The 15332-nt window shown below is 50.8% G+C and carries 13 protein-coding genes; all 13 read right to left on the bottom strand.

Annotation, left to right across the window (positions count from 1 at the left end; genetic code table 11):
* Positions 1-395 precede the first annotated feature (395 nt).
* The 13 genes from GPK90_RS18185 to GPK90_RS18125 all read right to left on the bottom strand — a co-directional run bounded on the left by GPK90_RS18185 (position 396) and on the right by GPK90_RS18125 (position 15270).
* Positions 396-2078, bottom strand: a complete 1683-nt coding sequence (locus GPK90_RS18185) for a M3 family oligoendopeptidase (RefSeq protein WP_215703612.1) — start codon at positions 2076-2078, stop codon at positions 396-398.
* 72 nt (positions 2079-2150) lie between these two features.
* Positions 2151-2642, bottom strand: a complete 492-nt coding sequence (locus GPK90_RS18180; protein ID WP_118532877.1) for a DUF5721 family protein — start codon at positions 2640-2642, stop codon at positions 2151-2153.
* 265 nt (positions 2643-2907) lie between these two features.
* A complete protein-coding gene (locus tag GPK90_RS18175; RefSeq protein ID WP_346011305.1) occupies positions 2908-4029 on the bottom strand; it encodes a peptidylprolyl isomerase in 1122 nt (373 codons plus the stop codon).
* Positions 4019-4606, bottom strand: a complete 588-nt coding sequence (locus GPK90_RS18170; protein WP_215703610.1) for a Maf family protein — start codon at positions 4604-4606, stop codon at positions 4019-4021. Before GPK90_RS18170 ends, GPK90_RS18175 begins: the two co-directional genes overlap by 11 nt.
* Before the next feature lie 163 nt (positions 4607-4769).
* Positions 4770-6158 carry a glycine--tRNA ligase gene (locus GPK90_RS18165; protein ID WP_118532883.1) on the bottom strand — a complete coding sequence of 463 codons (1389 nt, stop codon included), beginning with the start codon at positions 6156-6158 and terminating at the stop codon, positions 4770-4772.
* A 171-nt stretch (positions 6159-6329) separates the two neighbouring features.
* Positions 6330-6971, bottom strand: a complete 642-nt coding sequence (locus GPK90_RS18160) for a hypothetical protein (RefSeq protein ID WP_118532885.1) — start codon at positions 6969-6971, stop codon at positions 6330-6332.
* Positions 6972-7157: 186 nt separating this feature from the next.
* Positions 7158-7811: a DNA repair protein RecO gene (gene recO / locus GPK90_RS18155; protein WP_118603289.1), complete on the bottom strand. Its 654-nt coding sequence runs from the start codon at positions 7809-7811 to the stop codon at positions 7158-7160.
* A 103-nt stretch (positions 7812-7914) separates the two neighbouring features.
* The gene (gene era / locus GPK90_RS18150) at positions 7915-8817 is read right to left on the bottom strand and encodes a GTPase Era (protein WP_015555002.1); all 903 of its coding nucleotides are present in this window, start codon (positions 8815-8817) and stop codon (positions 7915-7917) included.
* A 132-nt stretch (positions 8818-8949) separates the two neighbouring features.
* Entirely contained in the window at positions 8950-11883 is a 2934-nt protein-coding gene (locus GPK90_RS18145) for an insulinase family protein (protein ID WP_215703609.1), read from the bottom strand.
* A 209-nt stretch (positions 11884-12092) separates the two neighbouring features.
* Positions 12093-12914 carry a YdcF family protein gene (locus tag GPK90_RS18140; protein WP_486463526.1) on the bottom strand — a complete coding sequence of 274 codons (822 nt, stop codon included), beginning with the start codon at positions 12912-12914 and terminating at the stop codon, positions 12093-12095.
* Between the two features lie 66 nt (positions 12915-12980).
* Positions 12981-14210 carry a peptidase U32 family protein gene (locus tag GPK90_RS18135; protein ID WP_118321136.1) on the bottom strand — a complete coding sequence of 410 codons (1230 nt, stop codon included), beginning with the start codon at positions 14208-14210 and terminating at the stop codon, positions 12981-12983.
* Between the two features lie 2 nt (positions 14211-14212).
* Positions 14213-14869 carry an O-methyltransferase gene (locus GPK90_RS18130; protein WP_118532889.1) on the bottom strand — a complete coding sequence of 219 codons (657 nt, stop codon included), beginning with the start codon at positions 14867-14869 and terminating at the stop codon, positions 14213-14215.
* Positions 14866-15270 carry an endolytic transglycosylase MltG gene (locus GPK90_RS18125; RefSeq protein WP_118297088.1) on the bottom strand — a complete coding sequence of 135 codons (405 nt, stop codon included), beginning with the start codon at positions 15268-15270 and terminating at the stop codon, positions 14866-14868. Before GPK90_RS18125 ends, GPK90_RS18130 begins: the two co-directional genes overlap by 4 nt.
* Positions 15271-15332 lie beyond the last annotated feature (62 nt).

The raw sequence follows: 15332 nt of genomic DNA, 5'->3' as shown, positions 1-15332 counted from the left end.
CTGCTTATTCATGTTTTTGGCGGGTCCCAAGGTCGGAAATCCTCTTGCAAGCAAGCTTGCATCGGATTTTCGTCCTTTTGACCCTAGTATCATCCTACCATATTTCGATCCTTTTTTCCTTACTTTTTTCTGAAAACTAAGAGGAAGTTTTTACAATTTATGTTACAGTACACGGGCACTCCATGCCCGCGCACTGTAACAGGATTTTGCCGATGCTTCGCATTCCAAATCGGCAAAATCCGCGGCCATAACGGTATCATACGGAATTTTCAGTTCAGAAAATTCCTACCCGTGAAAAGTAACCAATTTATGCCGTATTGCATGTTGTATTCTTCTCGATGAAAAAAGCAGCGGAACTACTCTCAGAGAATAAGTTCCGCTGCTTATCTTTCTTTTTATAATCCCAGCTCCTCAAACACGCCCTTCATGATGATCTTCACAGAACCGTCATCCAGGACTTTGTGGAGTCCGCTGTATTTTAAGAGATCGAAATATCCCATGGAACCGCCGGCTGCGCAGAGTTTGTAGTAGTCTGCCCATGCCGCTTTCCGGTCTTCCTTCATCTTTGTGTAGAACTCAAACGCCCCCATCTGGGCCATCGCGTAGTCCACATAGTAGAACGGATACAAGAAGATGTGCTGCTTCTGCATCCAGAATCCGCCGCCCTCAAGGAATTCGTTGCCGTCATAATCTCTCCACGGCATATAGATCTTTTCCAGGCTGCTCCAGACTGCTCTCCGCTCTATCGCGGTCATCTCCGGATTTTCAAAGACCTTGTGCTGGAATTCATCCACGCAGACCATATACGGGATCTTCATGAGAGCGTCCGCGAGGTGCTCTTTCCGGTACTGCTCCGCGCGGTCCCCGAAGAATTTCTCCATCCAGGGGTAAGTCCAGAGTTCCATGCTCATCGAGTGGATCTCCGCGATCTCACTTGTGGAGTGGCAGAGCTCCGGGATCTTCTGGAATTTTGCCGCTGTGAAACCGGCAAACGCATGGCCCGCCTCGTGGGTCAGGACATTCACATCGGCGTCCGTGCCGTTGAAGTTGGAGAAGATAAACGGTGCATGGTAGAGAGGAAGTGTCGTGCAGTATCCGCCCGCGCGCTTTCCATGTTTCGACTCCAGGTCGAAGAGATCATGTTCGATCATGAAATCGAAAAACTCTCCGCTCTCCTTCGAGAGTTCGCGGTACATCTTCTGAGCCTCACCGACCAGGTATTCCTTATCACCGACCGGGACCGGATTTCCGTCCGGGGAGGTCAGGGACTCATCGTAATAATAGAGATGCTCGATGCCGAGTGCCTCTTTCTGGCGCTCATAGAGCTCCTTCGCAGCCGGGACAATGATCTCCCGCACCTGTTTCCGGAACACTTCCAGGTCTTTCGCCGTATAGTCGAAACGGCGGCGGCGCAGATATCCCATCGGGATAAAGCTCTCAAATCCGAGCTTTTTCGCCATTCCGGAGCGCACCTTCACGAGACCGTCATAGACTTCGTCGAGCTTCGGGGCGATCCCCGCATAGAGCTTCGCCCACGCCTCAAACGCCGCTTTTCTCTCAGTGCGGTCCGTACTCTGCATGTGTTTTAAGAGTCCGTATGTCCCGAGCTGCTCTCCGCGGAAATCCACGGTGGCCGCCGCCTGGGTCTTCATGTACTGGTTGACAAGCTCGGCTTCCTCCACCTGATCGTCCACAATGCACTCGTCGGAGAGCTGTTTCTGCGCTTCCATGTTCTGCAGGAGGATGGAGCCGAATTCTTTCTCCATCTCGCCTTTGAACGGGGATGCCACAATGACCTCTCCCATCTCTTTTTTCAGGATCCCGTATTTCGGCATCTGGCTGTTGAAATATGCCATCTCGCCCTCGTAGAAGCTGTCTAAAAGGTTGATCGTGTTCCGGATATGAGCGACTGTCTTTGCCGTCTCAAGCTCCGTATCCGCCTCCACGAAGTCCATGTAGGCATTTTTAAACTCCTCATAGCTCTTTGCTTCCTTTAACGCTGCGATATCCCCCGATACGCGCGCAAAGACTTTTTCCATGTCCGGACGGACATACTGAAGATCCGCAAATTTTTCCATGATAGTAACCCCTTTCCCAAAATGATGCTGCTTTCCGGTCTGTTCCCCATATTTTACAGACCGCAGCCGGTCCTAGCTGACTGCTACCCCGTTTTTCCGGAGGAATTTCCTTACATTCTCGTCCCATTCATTCTCCAGCGTCCGATCCATGGTAAACTGTTTCATGGACGTCCCCGTAACGCAGATCATCTCTTGGTTTTCATACTGGACATTGATGTAAAGTCCTCCTACCTGATCCGGACTGATCCCCGGAACTCTCCCGGAAACAAACCGGTCTCTTGCCGACGGCGGCATCAGAAATACGATCCGGAAGCTCTCCGGCAGCCGTTTTCCCCTGATCAGGGAGTAGCAGATCGGCTTTAAGCTCTTCCAGGAAGAATATTCTTCGATCCGGTTCTCCTCTAGCTCTTCTTCCGAAAAATATCCCTGACGGATCTTTCCGTCGATGGAAAACCGGTTCCAGGTCACGATCTCCGCTTCCCTGACAAGAAATTTATCAAAGATCTCCCCGATAAAAAGCCCTTCCGTAAATGCTTTCTGCTCTTCGACCTTTAATGCTACCATTGCTTACCTCCATATATTTTTTGCCGTTCCGTAACTGTTCAGCACCCTCACACCTACAGAAACCTCCCCTGGAGCTTTCCTTCGGATGCATGGCAAGTTACGAGCAAAAATCCATTCCAGATCGGCTTCGCCAATGGGATTTTTGCCTACAATCCTGTGCTTTATTATGGTCAGCGCAGCAAGTGCGCAGACCTACTGAATAGTTACGCCGTTCCGTCTATGTGATCTCACAGTCCGCAAACAGATGCGCAGACCAGAGGGACCGTCATTCCGTCTCCTTACATACCGTCTCAAAGATCTCGAAGAAATCTGCCGATGTCTTCTCCCCGTCTGTGATGGAAAGATTTTTCCACAGACTGTCATCCTTCGCGAGATGGACCTTCGCCGCGTACTCCGAGTATGTCTCATAGAACGCCTCGTTCTTCTTCTCCCGGACCATCTCTTCCTTCCGGATCTTCGTCGCGGCCTCATCGTAATCGCTCACGCAGCGCAGAATATAATATTTTCCGTCTGCCCCGATCACATCGCTGATCTCCCCGGAAGCCAGCGCGTAAGCGGCCTGCTCATATTCTTCTGACCTCATGCCTCTGGAGATCTTTTTCTCGATCTCCTGGTCCTCGGACACCTCTTTTGCGACCGTCATAAAATCCGTTCCCTCCGTCCGGACCTTTTTTAAGGTCTCATCCGCCTGATCTTTGTCGGAAAGTACGATCTCATCGACCGTGATGACCTTCGCCTCGCTGTCGCTGACCTCCAGATTGACATTTTCCGTCAGGGTCTCCACCAGTTTTTCCGCTTTCCAGTAGTCCTCATATAAGGATTCTGCCACATCCCGGGTGATCTCGAAGCTGTCCCCGGCGTTTTTCAGATTTTCCATATACTGAGCCGCCGCCTGCTTCACAAGCTCCCGCTCTTTTCCCGAGAGTGTGACGTTCTCCTCGTCGGCCATGCGGCTCATCGTCTTTAATTCCTTTAAAAAATCATGGATCTGGTTTACCAGAGTCTCCTCAAACGTGGTTCCGGACTCGTCCACCGCGACATCCCAGATCTTGTCTGTATATAATTCTTCATAACGGAGCCGCTCCGTGGTGACGATCACCATGGTCTCGGCTTTCCCGTACTCTCTTTCACTTTTTCTGCCGGAAAGCAGCGTCTCTTTCACGCCGCATCCGCAGACGATCACTGCCGTGAGGACGACCGCCGCAAGCGTCCTTCCCCACCGGTTCCATTTTCCCATATTTCTGTCCTCAAGCTTATGTTTTCCTGTGTCTCCCGCAACAGGTACGCAGACCTCACAGATCGTTGTCTGCAAGTATGTTTTATTACGGTCAGCACAGCAAGATGCGCTGACCTGATGAATCAACCCGTCTGCACATTTATAAAGCACCAAGTTTTTTCAATTCCTGATATACAAGATGCACCGGAAGTCCCATCACATTCGCGTAAGATCCCTTTAATCCGTCGATATATCTTGCAAAAAATCCCTGGACCGCATACGATCCCGCCTTGTCCATCGGCTCCTCGGAATCCGCATACTCCCGGATCTCTTTTTCCGTCATCGGGGAAACATTCACGTCCGTCTCATCATAGAAGGAAACGACCGTATCCGCTTCTCCCTCCGGTCCTTTTTTCACGAGGCAGACGCCCGTATAGACCTGATGGCTGCGCCCCGCGAGACGCCTGATCATCTCATACGCCTCCTCGTGGCTCTTCGGCTTCCCGAGGATCTTTCCGTCCGCCGCGACGACCGTATCGGACCCAAGGATCACGGTTCCCTCCGACATCTCTTTTGCCACATCGACGGCTTTCTGCTCTGCGAGACTCATCACGACCTCAGCAGGGACGTCCGATGTGATCTTCTCTTCCACATGGCTCACGATGATCTCCGGGACGATCCCGATCTGCAAAAGCAGTTCTTTCCGTCTCGGGGAACCGGATGCCAGAATGATCTTACTTTTTTCCATTTTTCTTTCCTGTCTGTCATTTCCTGTTATAGAAGAAAGAGGCGGTCTGACATAAGATCCAGCCGCCTCATCCTGTCATAAAGTCCTAAATCACATGCGGCTCACACGCCGTCTGCAGATCCGCTCCGCAGCCAGTCATGTGCTTTGCACGTTCCGGACTCCATTAGAAACTTAATTTATCCTCAAAATAGCTCTTTAACTCTGCGATCGGGATACGAACCTGCTCCATCGTGTCTCTGTCACGAACGGTTACAGCGCCGTCTGTCTCAGAATCAAAGTCGTATGTTACGCAGAACGGAGTACCGATCTCGTCCTGTCTTCTGTATCTCTTACCGATATTTCCTCTGTCATCGAACTCACAGTTGTAGTATTTGGAAAGTTCTGCGTATACCTTCTCAGCGCCCTCGTTTAACTTCTTGGATAACGGAAGGATGCCGACTTTCACCGGTGCGATCGCCGGATGGAAGTGCATAACGGTGCGGACATCGCCGCCCTCTAACTCTTCCTCGTCATATGCGGAGCAGAGGAATGCAAGTGTTACACGGTCTGCGCCGAGTGACGGCTCGATAACGTACGGGATGTACTTCTCGTTTACTTCATCGTCGAAGTAGGACATATCCTGTCCGGATACGTTCTGATGCTGTGTCAGGTCGTAATCGGTTCTGTCCGCGATACCCCAGAGCTCGCCCCAGCCGAACGGGAATAAGAACTCAAGGTCTGTGGTTGCCTTACTGTAGAAGCAGAGCTCCTCCGGAGAATGGTCACGTGCACGCATCTCGTCCGGTTTGATGCCGAGATCCTGCAGCCACTTGATGCAGAACTGTTTCCAATATGCGAACCAGTCAAGGTCTGTACCCGGTTTGCAGAAGAACTCTAACTCCATCTGCTCGAACTCTCTGGTACGGAATGTGAAGTTGCCCGGTGTGATCTCGTTACGGAAGGACTTACCGATCTGTCCGATACCGAACGGAACTTTCTTTCTGGATGTTCTCTGGACATTCTTGAAGTTTACGAAGATACCCTGTGCAGTCTCCGGTCTTAAGTAAACGGTGTTCTTTGCATCCTCGGTAACGCCCTGGAATGTCTTGAACATTAAGTTGAACTGACGGATATCCGTGAAGTCATGCTTTCCGCAGCTCGGGCACGGGATCTGGTTGTCGTCGATGTACTTCTTCATCTGCTCCTGGCTCCAGCCATCGATCGGAGTTTCCGGCTCGATGCCTTTCTCTGCCATATAATCCTCGATGAGCTTGTCGGCACGGAAACGCTCTTTACATGCCTTACAGTCCATTAACGGATCGGAGAAACCGCCGATATGTCCGGATGCAACCCATGTCTGGGAGTTCATTAAGATCGCGCAGTCCACACCTACGTTGTACGGATTTTCCTGGATGAATTTCTTCCACCACGCACGTTTTACGTTATTCTTAAGCTCTACGCCCAGATTGCCGTAATCCCATGTGTTTGCAAGACCTCCGTAAATCTCGGAACCCGGATAAACAAAGCCTCTGGATTTCGCAAGTGCTACAATTTTTTCCATTGTCTTTTCCATTGTGACTCTCCTCTTGATCTCTTCCGCACTGGTTTATGCGGAAAGTAATTCTATCTACAACCACCTGGGATTTCGGGGTAATTCCATCCCATCCGGCGTATTGCCATGATCACAGGATCTTAAACTGAAGATCCCGTCTCTCTAAGATCCGCGGATTTCCGTCGGATCCTTTTATCTGAAGATAATATAAGACGTCTCGCCTTTCGGCGTCTCGGCCGTATTCCCGTTTAAGGTCACCCCCTCGGACACATACTGGATCGCACCGTCCGTCTGGATCTTCGCGCTGCCGGTCACACAGACCACATAGAACTTTTTCTGTTTTGTGATGTCCACAGCGGATACTTCCGTCTTTTCATCGCCTGCTTTATAGAAATTTGAACCGACGATATAGCCTTTTTCCACTCCGTCCTGCACGGAAACCACATCCAGACTCTCGACCTGGATCCCGCTCTCCTCATCCGGATACTCCGCCGCAAAGCGAAGGTATTCCTCCGCATCCGGGAAGGTGATGAGAAGTTTCGCAGTCCCATCCTTCACGGTACATTCCGTGATCTCAGCCTTTTTCTCACTGCTTCCGGACTGGTTTTCGCTCTCGAATGCGTCCAGCATCTCCTGCGCATAGGCTTTTAATTCATCGGCGCTGTAATAATCATTCTCGCAGATTTCCACATCTGCGCTGGTGACGGTGCCTTCCTTTGTGACATAAAGGCTGGTCTCCGTCGGGGCAAATGCGGTCTTTCCCACTCCGCCGCCGCAGCCGTTTAAGGCAAATGCGAGAAGGAGAATGGCTGCCGCCGTCTGTCCTTTTTTCATAATTCCTCCTTGATCCTCAAAAACGATTTTTAAGGATAAACCTGTTTATGATACCGATGCTTCGCATTCCAAATCGGCAAAATCCGCGACCGCTACTGTATCATACGGAATTTTCAGTTCTGAAAATTCCTACCCGTGAAAAGCAACGAATGATCCATTGCCAAAAAAGTCAAAAAACCTTTAACATCATTTATATACAAGAACATCCAAAATGTCAAGTGAATGGAAGGTTTTATCCACAAATCGCCGCTTATTTTCCGCCACGCACTTTGTGAATTCTTCCAGGACTTTCTCCGTGACTGTAAAGGTGTAAAGCTTTTCCACCGGAGACGCGAGAACGTATTCCCACGTATAGATCGTGGAGTCTTCCAGCCTTCCCAGAGGCTTTTCCATGTACTCGCCGTTGATCTCCATGAGCTTTAACTCAAAGACAGCCCTCACGAGCCGATTCGGGATCGCGCTCTTTAAGAGTGCCCGGAGTGACTGGTAGAGAAGTTTTAAGGTCTCGACTGCCTCCAGGTTCTCTCTCCCGTAATAGTCCGCGAACTCCAGAAAATAGGATCCGTAACATGCCGCCTCCATATTTTCCGTGATCTCCCGGAAGTAATTCTGTACCTCAACAGAGACGAGGGAATAGGCGTCCCGACCCTCATAGAGGGAGAATGTGCCGAACACAAAGGGGGCGGAGGACGCCATCAGCGTACTTCCGGGTCTTCTCGCACCTCTTGCAAAAGCCGTGATCTTTCCCCGCTCGCAGGTTAAGATCACGAGTCTTCTGTCATATTCGCCCGCCGGGGCAGATTTGATGACCATCCCGGTCAGGACTACCTGTTCTCTCATTTCTTCGTTCCTTTAATAACCTCTTGCATCTGATCCAGAGCTTTCCCGCTACGGCCGCAGACAGAAATCTGTCTGCCTGACCAGCCATGCTGCAGCAGAGTGATCAGATATCTTTCGAATTATATCCGTAGTTCTTCATATACAGCTCGGAATCTCTCCACTCCTTGCGGACCTTGACCCAGAGCTTTAAGTTGACCTTCGTGTCCATGAGGTTCTCGATCTCGATCCTCGCGGAGGTTCCGATGCGCTTTAACATCTGACCGCCTTTTCCGATCACGATCCCCTTGTGGGACTCTCTCTCACAGATGATCGTCGCATCGATATCGAACATGCCGTTGTCGCGCTCCGTCATCCGCTCGATCGTCACTGCGATCCCGTGCGGGATCTCATCCGACATCATGCGGAGTGCTTTCTCACGGATCAGTTCCGCAGCGATCTGGCGCATCGGCTGGTCGGTCACGGTGTCCTCATCATAGTACTGCGGTCCCTCCGGCAGATACTGGAAGATCGTGTGGATCAGCGTGTCGGTGTTCGTCTTCTTCATCGCCGATACCGGGATCACCTCTTTAAAGTGGTATGCATCCTTGTAGGTCTCGATGGTCTTTAAGATATCCTCTTTCTTCACCGTATCGATCTTGTTGATGACGAGGATGACCGGTGTCTTTACGGTCTGCAGCACTTTTAAGATATGCTGCTCACCGGAACCAATGTAGGTTCCCGGCTCCACGAGCCATAAGATCACGTCGACCTCACGGAGTGTATGCTCCGCAACGTTTACCATGTACTCACCGAGCTTGTTTTTCGCTTTGTGGATCCCCGGTGTGTCGAGGAAGATGATCTGACCATGCTCGTCTGTATACACGGTCTGGATCCTGTTTCTCGTGGTCTGCGGTTTTTCCGACGTGATCGCGATCTTCTGTCCGATCAGATGGTTCATCAATGTGGATTTTCCAACATTCGGACGGCCGATCAGTGTCACAAAACCTGATTTATATCCTTTTTTCATGAATTCTCCTTAGCTTTTTCAAAAACGTTTCCGTACTTTTCCCTGTATTTTTTCTTCCTGTCCCAGGTTCTGTTCCGGTCGGTGCAGATGGTATGCAGACCTGCCGAACAGTTCCCTTTGCAGTCTTTTTTCTTACTCAAATAACGGTTTGATCTCCTTGAACAGTTCCCTGTCCGCCTTGATCTTATCCTCATTTCCGACTACACACACAGCTCCTGTCTCAAGGACTGCCTTTGTGATCGGTGCGAGGGCGCGGATATCTTCCACGGTCGCGTTTAAGATCTCCTCGCGCTCTTTTTTCAGCATCTCATCCGTCACTCCGGAATACCATGCGGAGAGTCCGCGGCTTCCCTTTAAGGACGGAGTCAGCGGAGTATCAATATCGCTGATGGTTCCGATGACATATTTTGTCATCGTGCGCTCATCCGCCTCGAAATTCTCCAGATAATCCGGAATTCCGAGATAGATATCATCACTCTTCTTCACCTCCGGATCACGGTAGGAGACAAAATATCCCTCACCGGAACGCCCGATGCCGCTCATGCAGCCGTATGCGCCGCCTTTCACGCGGATGTTAATCCAGAGATAATCATAGCTTAACATCACTTTTAAGATCCGCAGCGCGCCTGTGTAGGAATATCCGCTTCCCGCGAAGGTTCCGCAGTGTGCCACATAGTTGACCTTGGAGGAGGAAGTAAAGCCCTCATTTCTGTTCTCCTTCGGTGCTGTGAACGGATAGATTTTTCCGGTTCCTGCTGGGATCTTCTCAGAAAGCTTCTTCATCGCGCCTTCCAGATAAGAGAATCCTTCCTGGTCAGCTGTGTAGCTGACTGTCATGTTCTCTCTCGTAAAGAGCGCTGCCATCACACGCTTCAGGCCGGCAATGATCTCGTCTTTCTTTGTCTCAAAGTTCTTTGCCAGGTCCTCTAAGAATTTATAGTATCCGATCCCGCCTGTCATATCGTTGAAATAGGAAGTATCGGAGAAGTAGGAGGTCGCTCTCGCAACGGCCGCCGTGTGACCGGATCCCATGAGTTTCATCTGGGACTTTGACTTTCCTTCGCTCAAGATCTCATTTAAGCGCTTTTCATCATCGAGAACCGAGCGGTTGATGATCTCTTCCAGGATCTCGAATCCAAAGTCAAGTTTCTCATAGAGGACTCTCGCGCTGCAAACGAAAACTCCTGTGAAGCTTCCCGCTTTCGCAAGATCCGGGTAGGAGGTTACGGAGAAGGAAACACCGCCGCTGTTTAAGAAGATCTCACTGCTCAGATCACTGTAGCTGTAGTTCTTCGTATCCACATATCCGAGGACGGATTTTAAGAGTCCGAGATACGGCAGGTCTTCCAGCGGAACCCGGTTCGTATTAAAGAGGACTTTCAGATATCCGATCCCGGATGTGAACATCTCGTGGCGGACCACGGTGATGCCGTCAAGCTTTGTCTCCTCAAAGATCAGCTTCGCAGGCTCTCTTCCGATCTCATCTCTCGTCAGCATCGGGATCTTCTCGAGGTCTTCCTTCGGGGACGGGGTGTCCTGGTACTCTTTTAATTCCTTTGTCTGGCGAACCAGCGCATCGATTTCCTCTTTGGAGAGGCTGTCCTTGTATTCCTTTAACTTCTTTGCAGTCTGCTCTTCGATCCGGGCGGTAAGGTTCTTCTTCGGGCTTGCGATCACAACCGCCTCATATGGGTTGTCGAGAAGGTATGTCCTGATAAGTCCTTCAAAATATCCATGGTCAGCGCCTTCTTTTAAGGCTGCGAAGGTCTCCTCATACTCTAAGTGCATCATCGGATCGCCGCCGTAGAGCCAGCTGTCCAGGCACTGGAGACCGTACATGAGTCCCTTCGGCGCAGAACCGTAGTCCGCCTCGCGGTACTGGAATTCGTAGTTGTTGATCCCGGCCTTCAGGCTCTTTTTCTCGATGCCGCCGTCCACCAGTTTTCTCAGTGTGGATTTTACAACTTTCACGAACTCATCTTTCTGCTCACGCTCTGCATTCTTTGCGATCACTGAGAAATACGGCTGCAGGATCCCATACTCGTAGCCGCCCATGATATCGTCGCCGATCCCCGCGTCTAAGAGTGCTTTTTTAAGCGGTGCGCCCGGCGCATCTAAGAGCACATACTCCAGGATCTGAAACGCCACATACTCCTTCGGGGAGAGCTCGTTTCCGGCCTGCGTGTTGATCGAGAGGTAAGTCGCATGGTCAAGGCTCTCAGACTCGGAGACGGAATAGAAGATCTCCCTCTCGATCGGCTCCTTGAATTTTTTCTGGATCCGGATCTCGGAATCGATCTCTTTTCTGTCGTACTTTCCGAGATATTCCTCATCGAGCCATTTTAATTTTTCCGCCATGTCCATATCTCCGTAGAGGTAGATATAGCTGTTGGACGGGTGATAATATTTATGATAAAACGCAAGATAATCCTCGTAAGTCAGCTTAACGATGTCCTCCGGGTCTCCGCCGGACTCCACGCCATAGCAGGTATCCGGGAACATTGCCGTGTGGATGAAGCTGTCCAGAACGCTCTCCGGCGAGGAAAACACCCCTTTCATCTCGTTGTATACAACGCCGTTGTAGGTGATCTCATCTTCCGGACTCTCGAGCTCATAGTGCCAGCCTTCCTGCATGAAGATCTTCTTCTCTTTTCCGATATTCGGATGGAAGACGGCGTCCATATATACGTCCATAAGGTTCTGGAAATCCGTCTCATTGCAGCTCGCGATCGGGTACACGGTCTTGTCCGGGTAGGTCATCGCGTTTAAGAATGTATTCAAAGATCCCTTTACAAGTTCCACAAACGGGTCCTTCACCGGGAATTTATCAGATCCGCAGAGCACGGTGTGCTCGATGATGTGCGGAACACCGGTGCTGTCCGCCGGCGGTGTCCGGAAACCGATGCAGAATACTTTGTTGTCATCCTCGTTGCTCATGAGGAAAATATTTGCCCCTGTTTTTTTATGCTCTAAGATCATACCGTCGGAATTCAGTTCCGGGATATGTTTTACCTGCCGAAGACGATACGCGTCAAGGGCTTTGACTGATTCGATCTGGCTCTCCATGTCTGAAAAAATCCTTTCTTTTTTACGCTATAGTCGTAACCGGATTGCTCCGCACTTCGTGCTCCCGCAATCCTGCCCCCCCCACATTCGTAATCCGCTCATTTTTTCTTCGAAAAAATGGCTACTTACTCATGTGGGGAGTGGGTCTCAAACTTATAATCCCGCCTGCAAGCAAGCTTGCGTCGGGCTTCTAAGCTTGATCCCCTTGGTTACATATTCCCCACAAATTTATCTTTTAATATCGCAAAACACTCTCTCACGCAAAAATGTACAAACAGCACGGGATCCGACTTTGCGGAGATGCCGCTGACGTTGGGGAGACCGACGTGGCGGGCGATCCCTTTGGCGCGGAGTTCGTGGAAATTGCTGGTGAGAATCCCTACCCGGATCACGATCTCCTCATCCGGGGGGAGAAGATATCCGGATTCCGCCATGGCGGCGCGGAGTGTCGCACGGCGGATCCGCTCACGCTCTGTAATCAGCATTTTGCTGTATACCATATTTTCGTAAGTGCTGCGGGATGATTCCTCAAGAAGCAGCTGGTAATCCGGGACTCCGCGGCTCTTCATGTAGCGGTACATGGCGGATGCCTCCGTCACGTCCTCGTCATCCCCCTGTCCGCCGGAAAGCACAAATACCGTGTTCGGATGATATGCCGCGTACTCCACAGCCTTTTCCAGACGCCGCTCCAGCGTGCGGCTGATCGTATTTCCGCGCACCTGCGCACCGAGAACGATCACATAGTTGACGCTCTCTTTCTGAAAAGACAGCGCGCCAAATCCCATAAGGAGCTCCACAACGATGAAGATGAATGCGATCGCTGAAAAGAATGTGATCACAGCTACTTCGATCTGCACCGGTACTCTATCACGGATCCGCGGATAAAACTTTCCCACGGCCGCCATGATAAAAAATCCCAGCGCCAGCACGATCCAGATGGCGGAAAATGAGGTTCCCGCACCGGAGTAGATCACGATCACACCATAATAAATGAGACACAATATTCCCAGGATGCCAAAAATTACTGTCACGATCATGCCTCCTTTCTAAATCCTGCACGCAGCCATTCAGCTTTGTCTTCTTTCCGGATCCGGATCTTACTCCGCCTCTTTCTTGCGGAGAATATCGTACTGCTCCACTTCCCCGTCCAGATCGATATAAAGGATCTGTTTCGGATGCGGTGCGCTCTCCTGACTCTCGCCTTCCTCTGTGTAGATGCCGCGGACAAGCGCGGAAATATTTCTTCCATCCGGCTTCATGATCTCGATCGTCTCGCCGACAGAGAATTTATTCTTCTGCTCGATCTTCGCGAATCCTCTCGCATCCCGCTCTTCCACGGTTCCGAGGTAGATATAGTTCTTCACATAAGTATTGCTGTCATAGATCTGGGTCTCGGAAGTCGGTTTTCCGAAGTAGAAGCCTGTGGTAAACTCACGATACGTACACTTTCCGATTTCTTCCTTGTACCACTCCATGTTCGCCTTATATTTTTCCGGGTCCTCCAGATAATCATCGATCGCTTTGCGATAGGTTCTCGCGACAGTCGCCACGTAGAGGGCCGTCTTCATGCGTCCCTCGATCTTAAAGCTGTCGATCCCCGCATCGATCATCTCCGGCACATGTTCGATCATGCAGAGATCCTTGGAGTTGAAGATATAAGTTCCGCGCTCATTCTCATAGACCGGCATGTACTCGCCCGGTCTTGTCTCCTCGACAACGGAATATTTCCAGCGGCACGGATGGGTACAGGCACCCTGGTTCGCGTCGCGCCCCGTAAAGAAGTTGCTGAGCAGACATCTTCCGGAATAGGAGATGCACATGGCGCCGTGGATAAAGCTCTCGATCTCCATGTCCTCCGGGATATGTGCACGGATCTCTTTGATCTCCTTTAAAGATAACTCTCTGGCGGAGACGACGCGTTTTGCGCCGAGTTCATGCCAGAAAAGGTAAGTTCCATAGTTTGTATTGTTCGCCTGTGTGCTGATATGGATCTCCATATCCGGGAGAACTCTCTTTGCGATCGTAAAGACACCTGGATCCGAGATGATCAGCGCGTCCGGACGGATCGTCTTTAATTCCTCAAAATATGCCTCCACGCCCGGGAGGTCATCGTTGTGTGCGAGGATATTCGCCGTGATATATACCTTTACGCCGTGGTCATGGGCAAATTTGATCCCTTCCATGATCTCTTCGTTCGTAAAGTTTTTCGCTTTGGCGCGGAGTCCGAATGCCTCACCGCCGAGATATACGGCATCGGCGCCGTAGATCACGGCCGTCTTTAAGACATCAAGGCTTCCTGCCGGAATCAGAAGTTCTGTTTTTCTCATAACTAATCCTTTCCTGACCTGTTTTTTACACTGAGCGCGACCCCATCGCCCACCGGCAGGATCGAAGTCTCAAATTCATCCATATGTTTCAATGTGTACAAATACTCTCTCATTCTCTCATGGATCGTGCGGTCCCGACGCTCCACCGCGTAGCGGGATTCCATGATCGTCCCGTCCTGCAGGACATTGTCAGACATTAAGAGTCCGCCGTCTCTCAGCAGGCGCAGGATATCCGGCAGCCAGTTGATATACTGCCCCTTTGCCGCGTCCATGAAGATAAAATCAAAGGAGCCGGAAAGCCCCGCGAGGATCTCCCCGGCGTCGCCCTCCAGCAGCGTGATCTTTTCTTCCATCCCTGCGAGGCGGAAATTTTCCTTCGCCTCCGGGATCCTTTTTTCATATTTTTCGATTGTCGTGATCCGGCAGTTTTCCGGCATTACAGACGCCATCAAAAGCGCTGAATACCCCACCGCCGTTCCGACTTCCAGGATCCTGGCAGGGGAAACAAGCGTCACCATTGTCTTTAAAAGTGCCGCCGTCTCCCTGCGGATGATCGGAACTCTGTTTTTTACCGCAGTCTCCGCGATCTGTTCAATGAGCTCCCCATCCCCCTGATCCAGGGAATTTATATAAGCCGTAAGTCTGTTTTCCGTGATCATGATTTCGTATCTTCCTTCGCAGCATCTTCCGGACTTTCCTTTAAAATATCGATCAGCTCTTTGGAGTCCTTCGATGTATTTAACTCATAGGTTCCGGCCTTCACCTCGTATCCATAGCATTTTGCCTGGATCGTAAAGGTACGCGGATCACGGATCAGGCCGGCTTTCTTTAAGATCTTTCCGACCTCTTCCACCGACTCGTTTCCGGTGAGCTTCACGCTCTTCTCTGTTCCCGGCTCCGCCTCCATCGCCGGCGCATAGAAGATCCCGTGGCCAAAGGAGTAGGCACTTCTCGCCCCGGTGACGATCAGGATGGCAGCAAGTCCATACAGGATGATCCGTCCGGATGTGCTGATGACAAACAGGCTGATCTTGTTGATTTCTCGTGTTATCTTGCTCATATCATTCCCCTTGCAGGTAGCTCCGCCGTGTATCTTCTTGTTTTCATGTGCATGAAAACAAG

It is taken from the genome of Clostridium sp. MCC344, from assembly GCF_018785365.1.
Classification (GTDB): domain Bacteria; phylum Bacillota; class Clostridia; order Lachnospirales; family Lachnospiraceae; genus Pilosibacter.
Note: the sequence above shows the minus strand (reverse complement) of the source record. Positions and strands in the feature narration are given on the sequence as shown.

Coding starts and splice junctions, on each gene's coding strand:
- GPK90_RS18145 (WP_215703609.1), bottom strand. CDS start 11,883: ATGGAGAGCCAGATCGAATCAGTCAAAGCCCTTGACGCGTATCGTCTT.
- era (WP_015555002.1), bottom strand. CDS start 8,817: ATGAAAAAAGGATATAAATCAGGTTTTGTGACACTGATCGGCCGTCCG.
- GPK90_RS18170 (WP_215703610.1), bottom strand. CDS start 4,606: ATGGAAAAAAGTAAGATCATTCTGGCATCCGGTTCCCCGAGACGGAAA.
- GPK90_RS18165 (WP_118532883.1), bottom strand. CDS start 6,158: ATGGAAAAGACAATGGAAAAAATTGTAGCACTTGCGAAATCCAGAGGC.
- GPK90_RS18185 (WP_215703612.1), bottom strand. CDS start 2,078: ATGGAAAAATTTGCGGATCTTCAGTATGTCCGTCCGGACATGGAAAAA.
- GPK90_RS18130 (WP_118532889.1), bottom strand. CDS start 14,869: ATGATCACGGAAAACAGACTTACGGCTTATATAAATTCCCTGGATCAG.
- recO (WP_118603289.1), bottom strand. CDS start 7,811: ATGAGAGAACAGGTAGTCCTGACCGGGATGGTCATCAAATCTGCCCCG.
- GPK90_RS18135 (WP_118321136.1), bottom strand. CDS start 14,210: ATGAGAAAAACAGAACTTCTGATTCCGGCAGGAAGCCTTGATGTCTTA.
- GPK90_RS18180 (WP_118532877.1), bottom strand. CDS start 2,642: ATGGTAGCATTAAAGGTCGAAGAGCAGAAAGCATTTACGGAAGGGCTT.
- GPK90_RS18160 (WP_118532885.1), bottom strand. CDS start 6,971: ATGAAAAAAGGACAGACGGCGGCAGCCATTCTCCTTCTCGCATTTGCC.
- GPK90_RS18125 (WP_118297088.1), bottom strand. CDS start 15,270: ATGAGCAAGATAACACGAGAAATCAACAAGATCAGCCTGTTTGTCATC.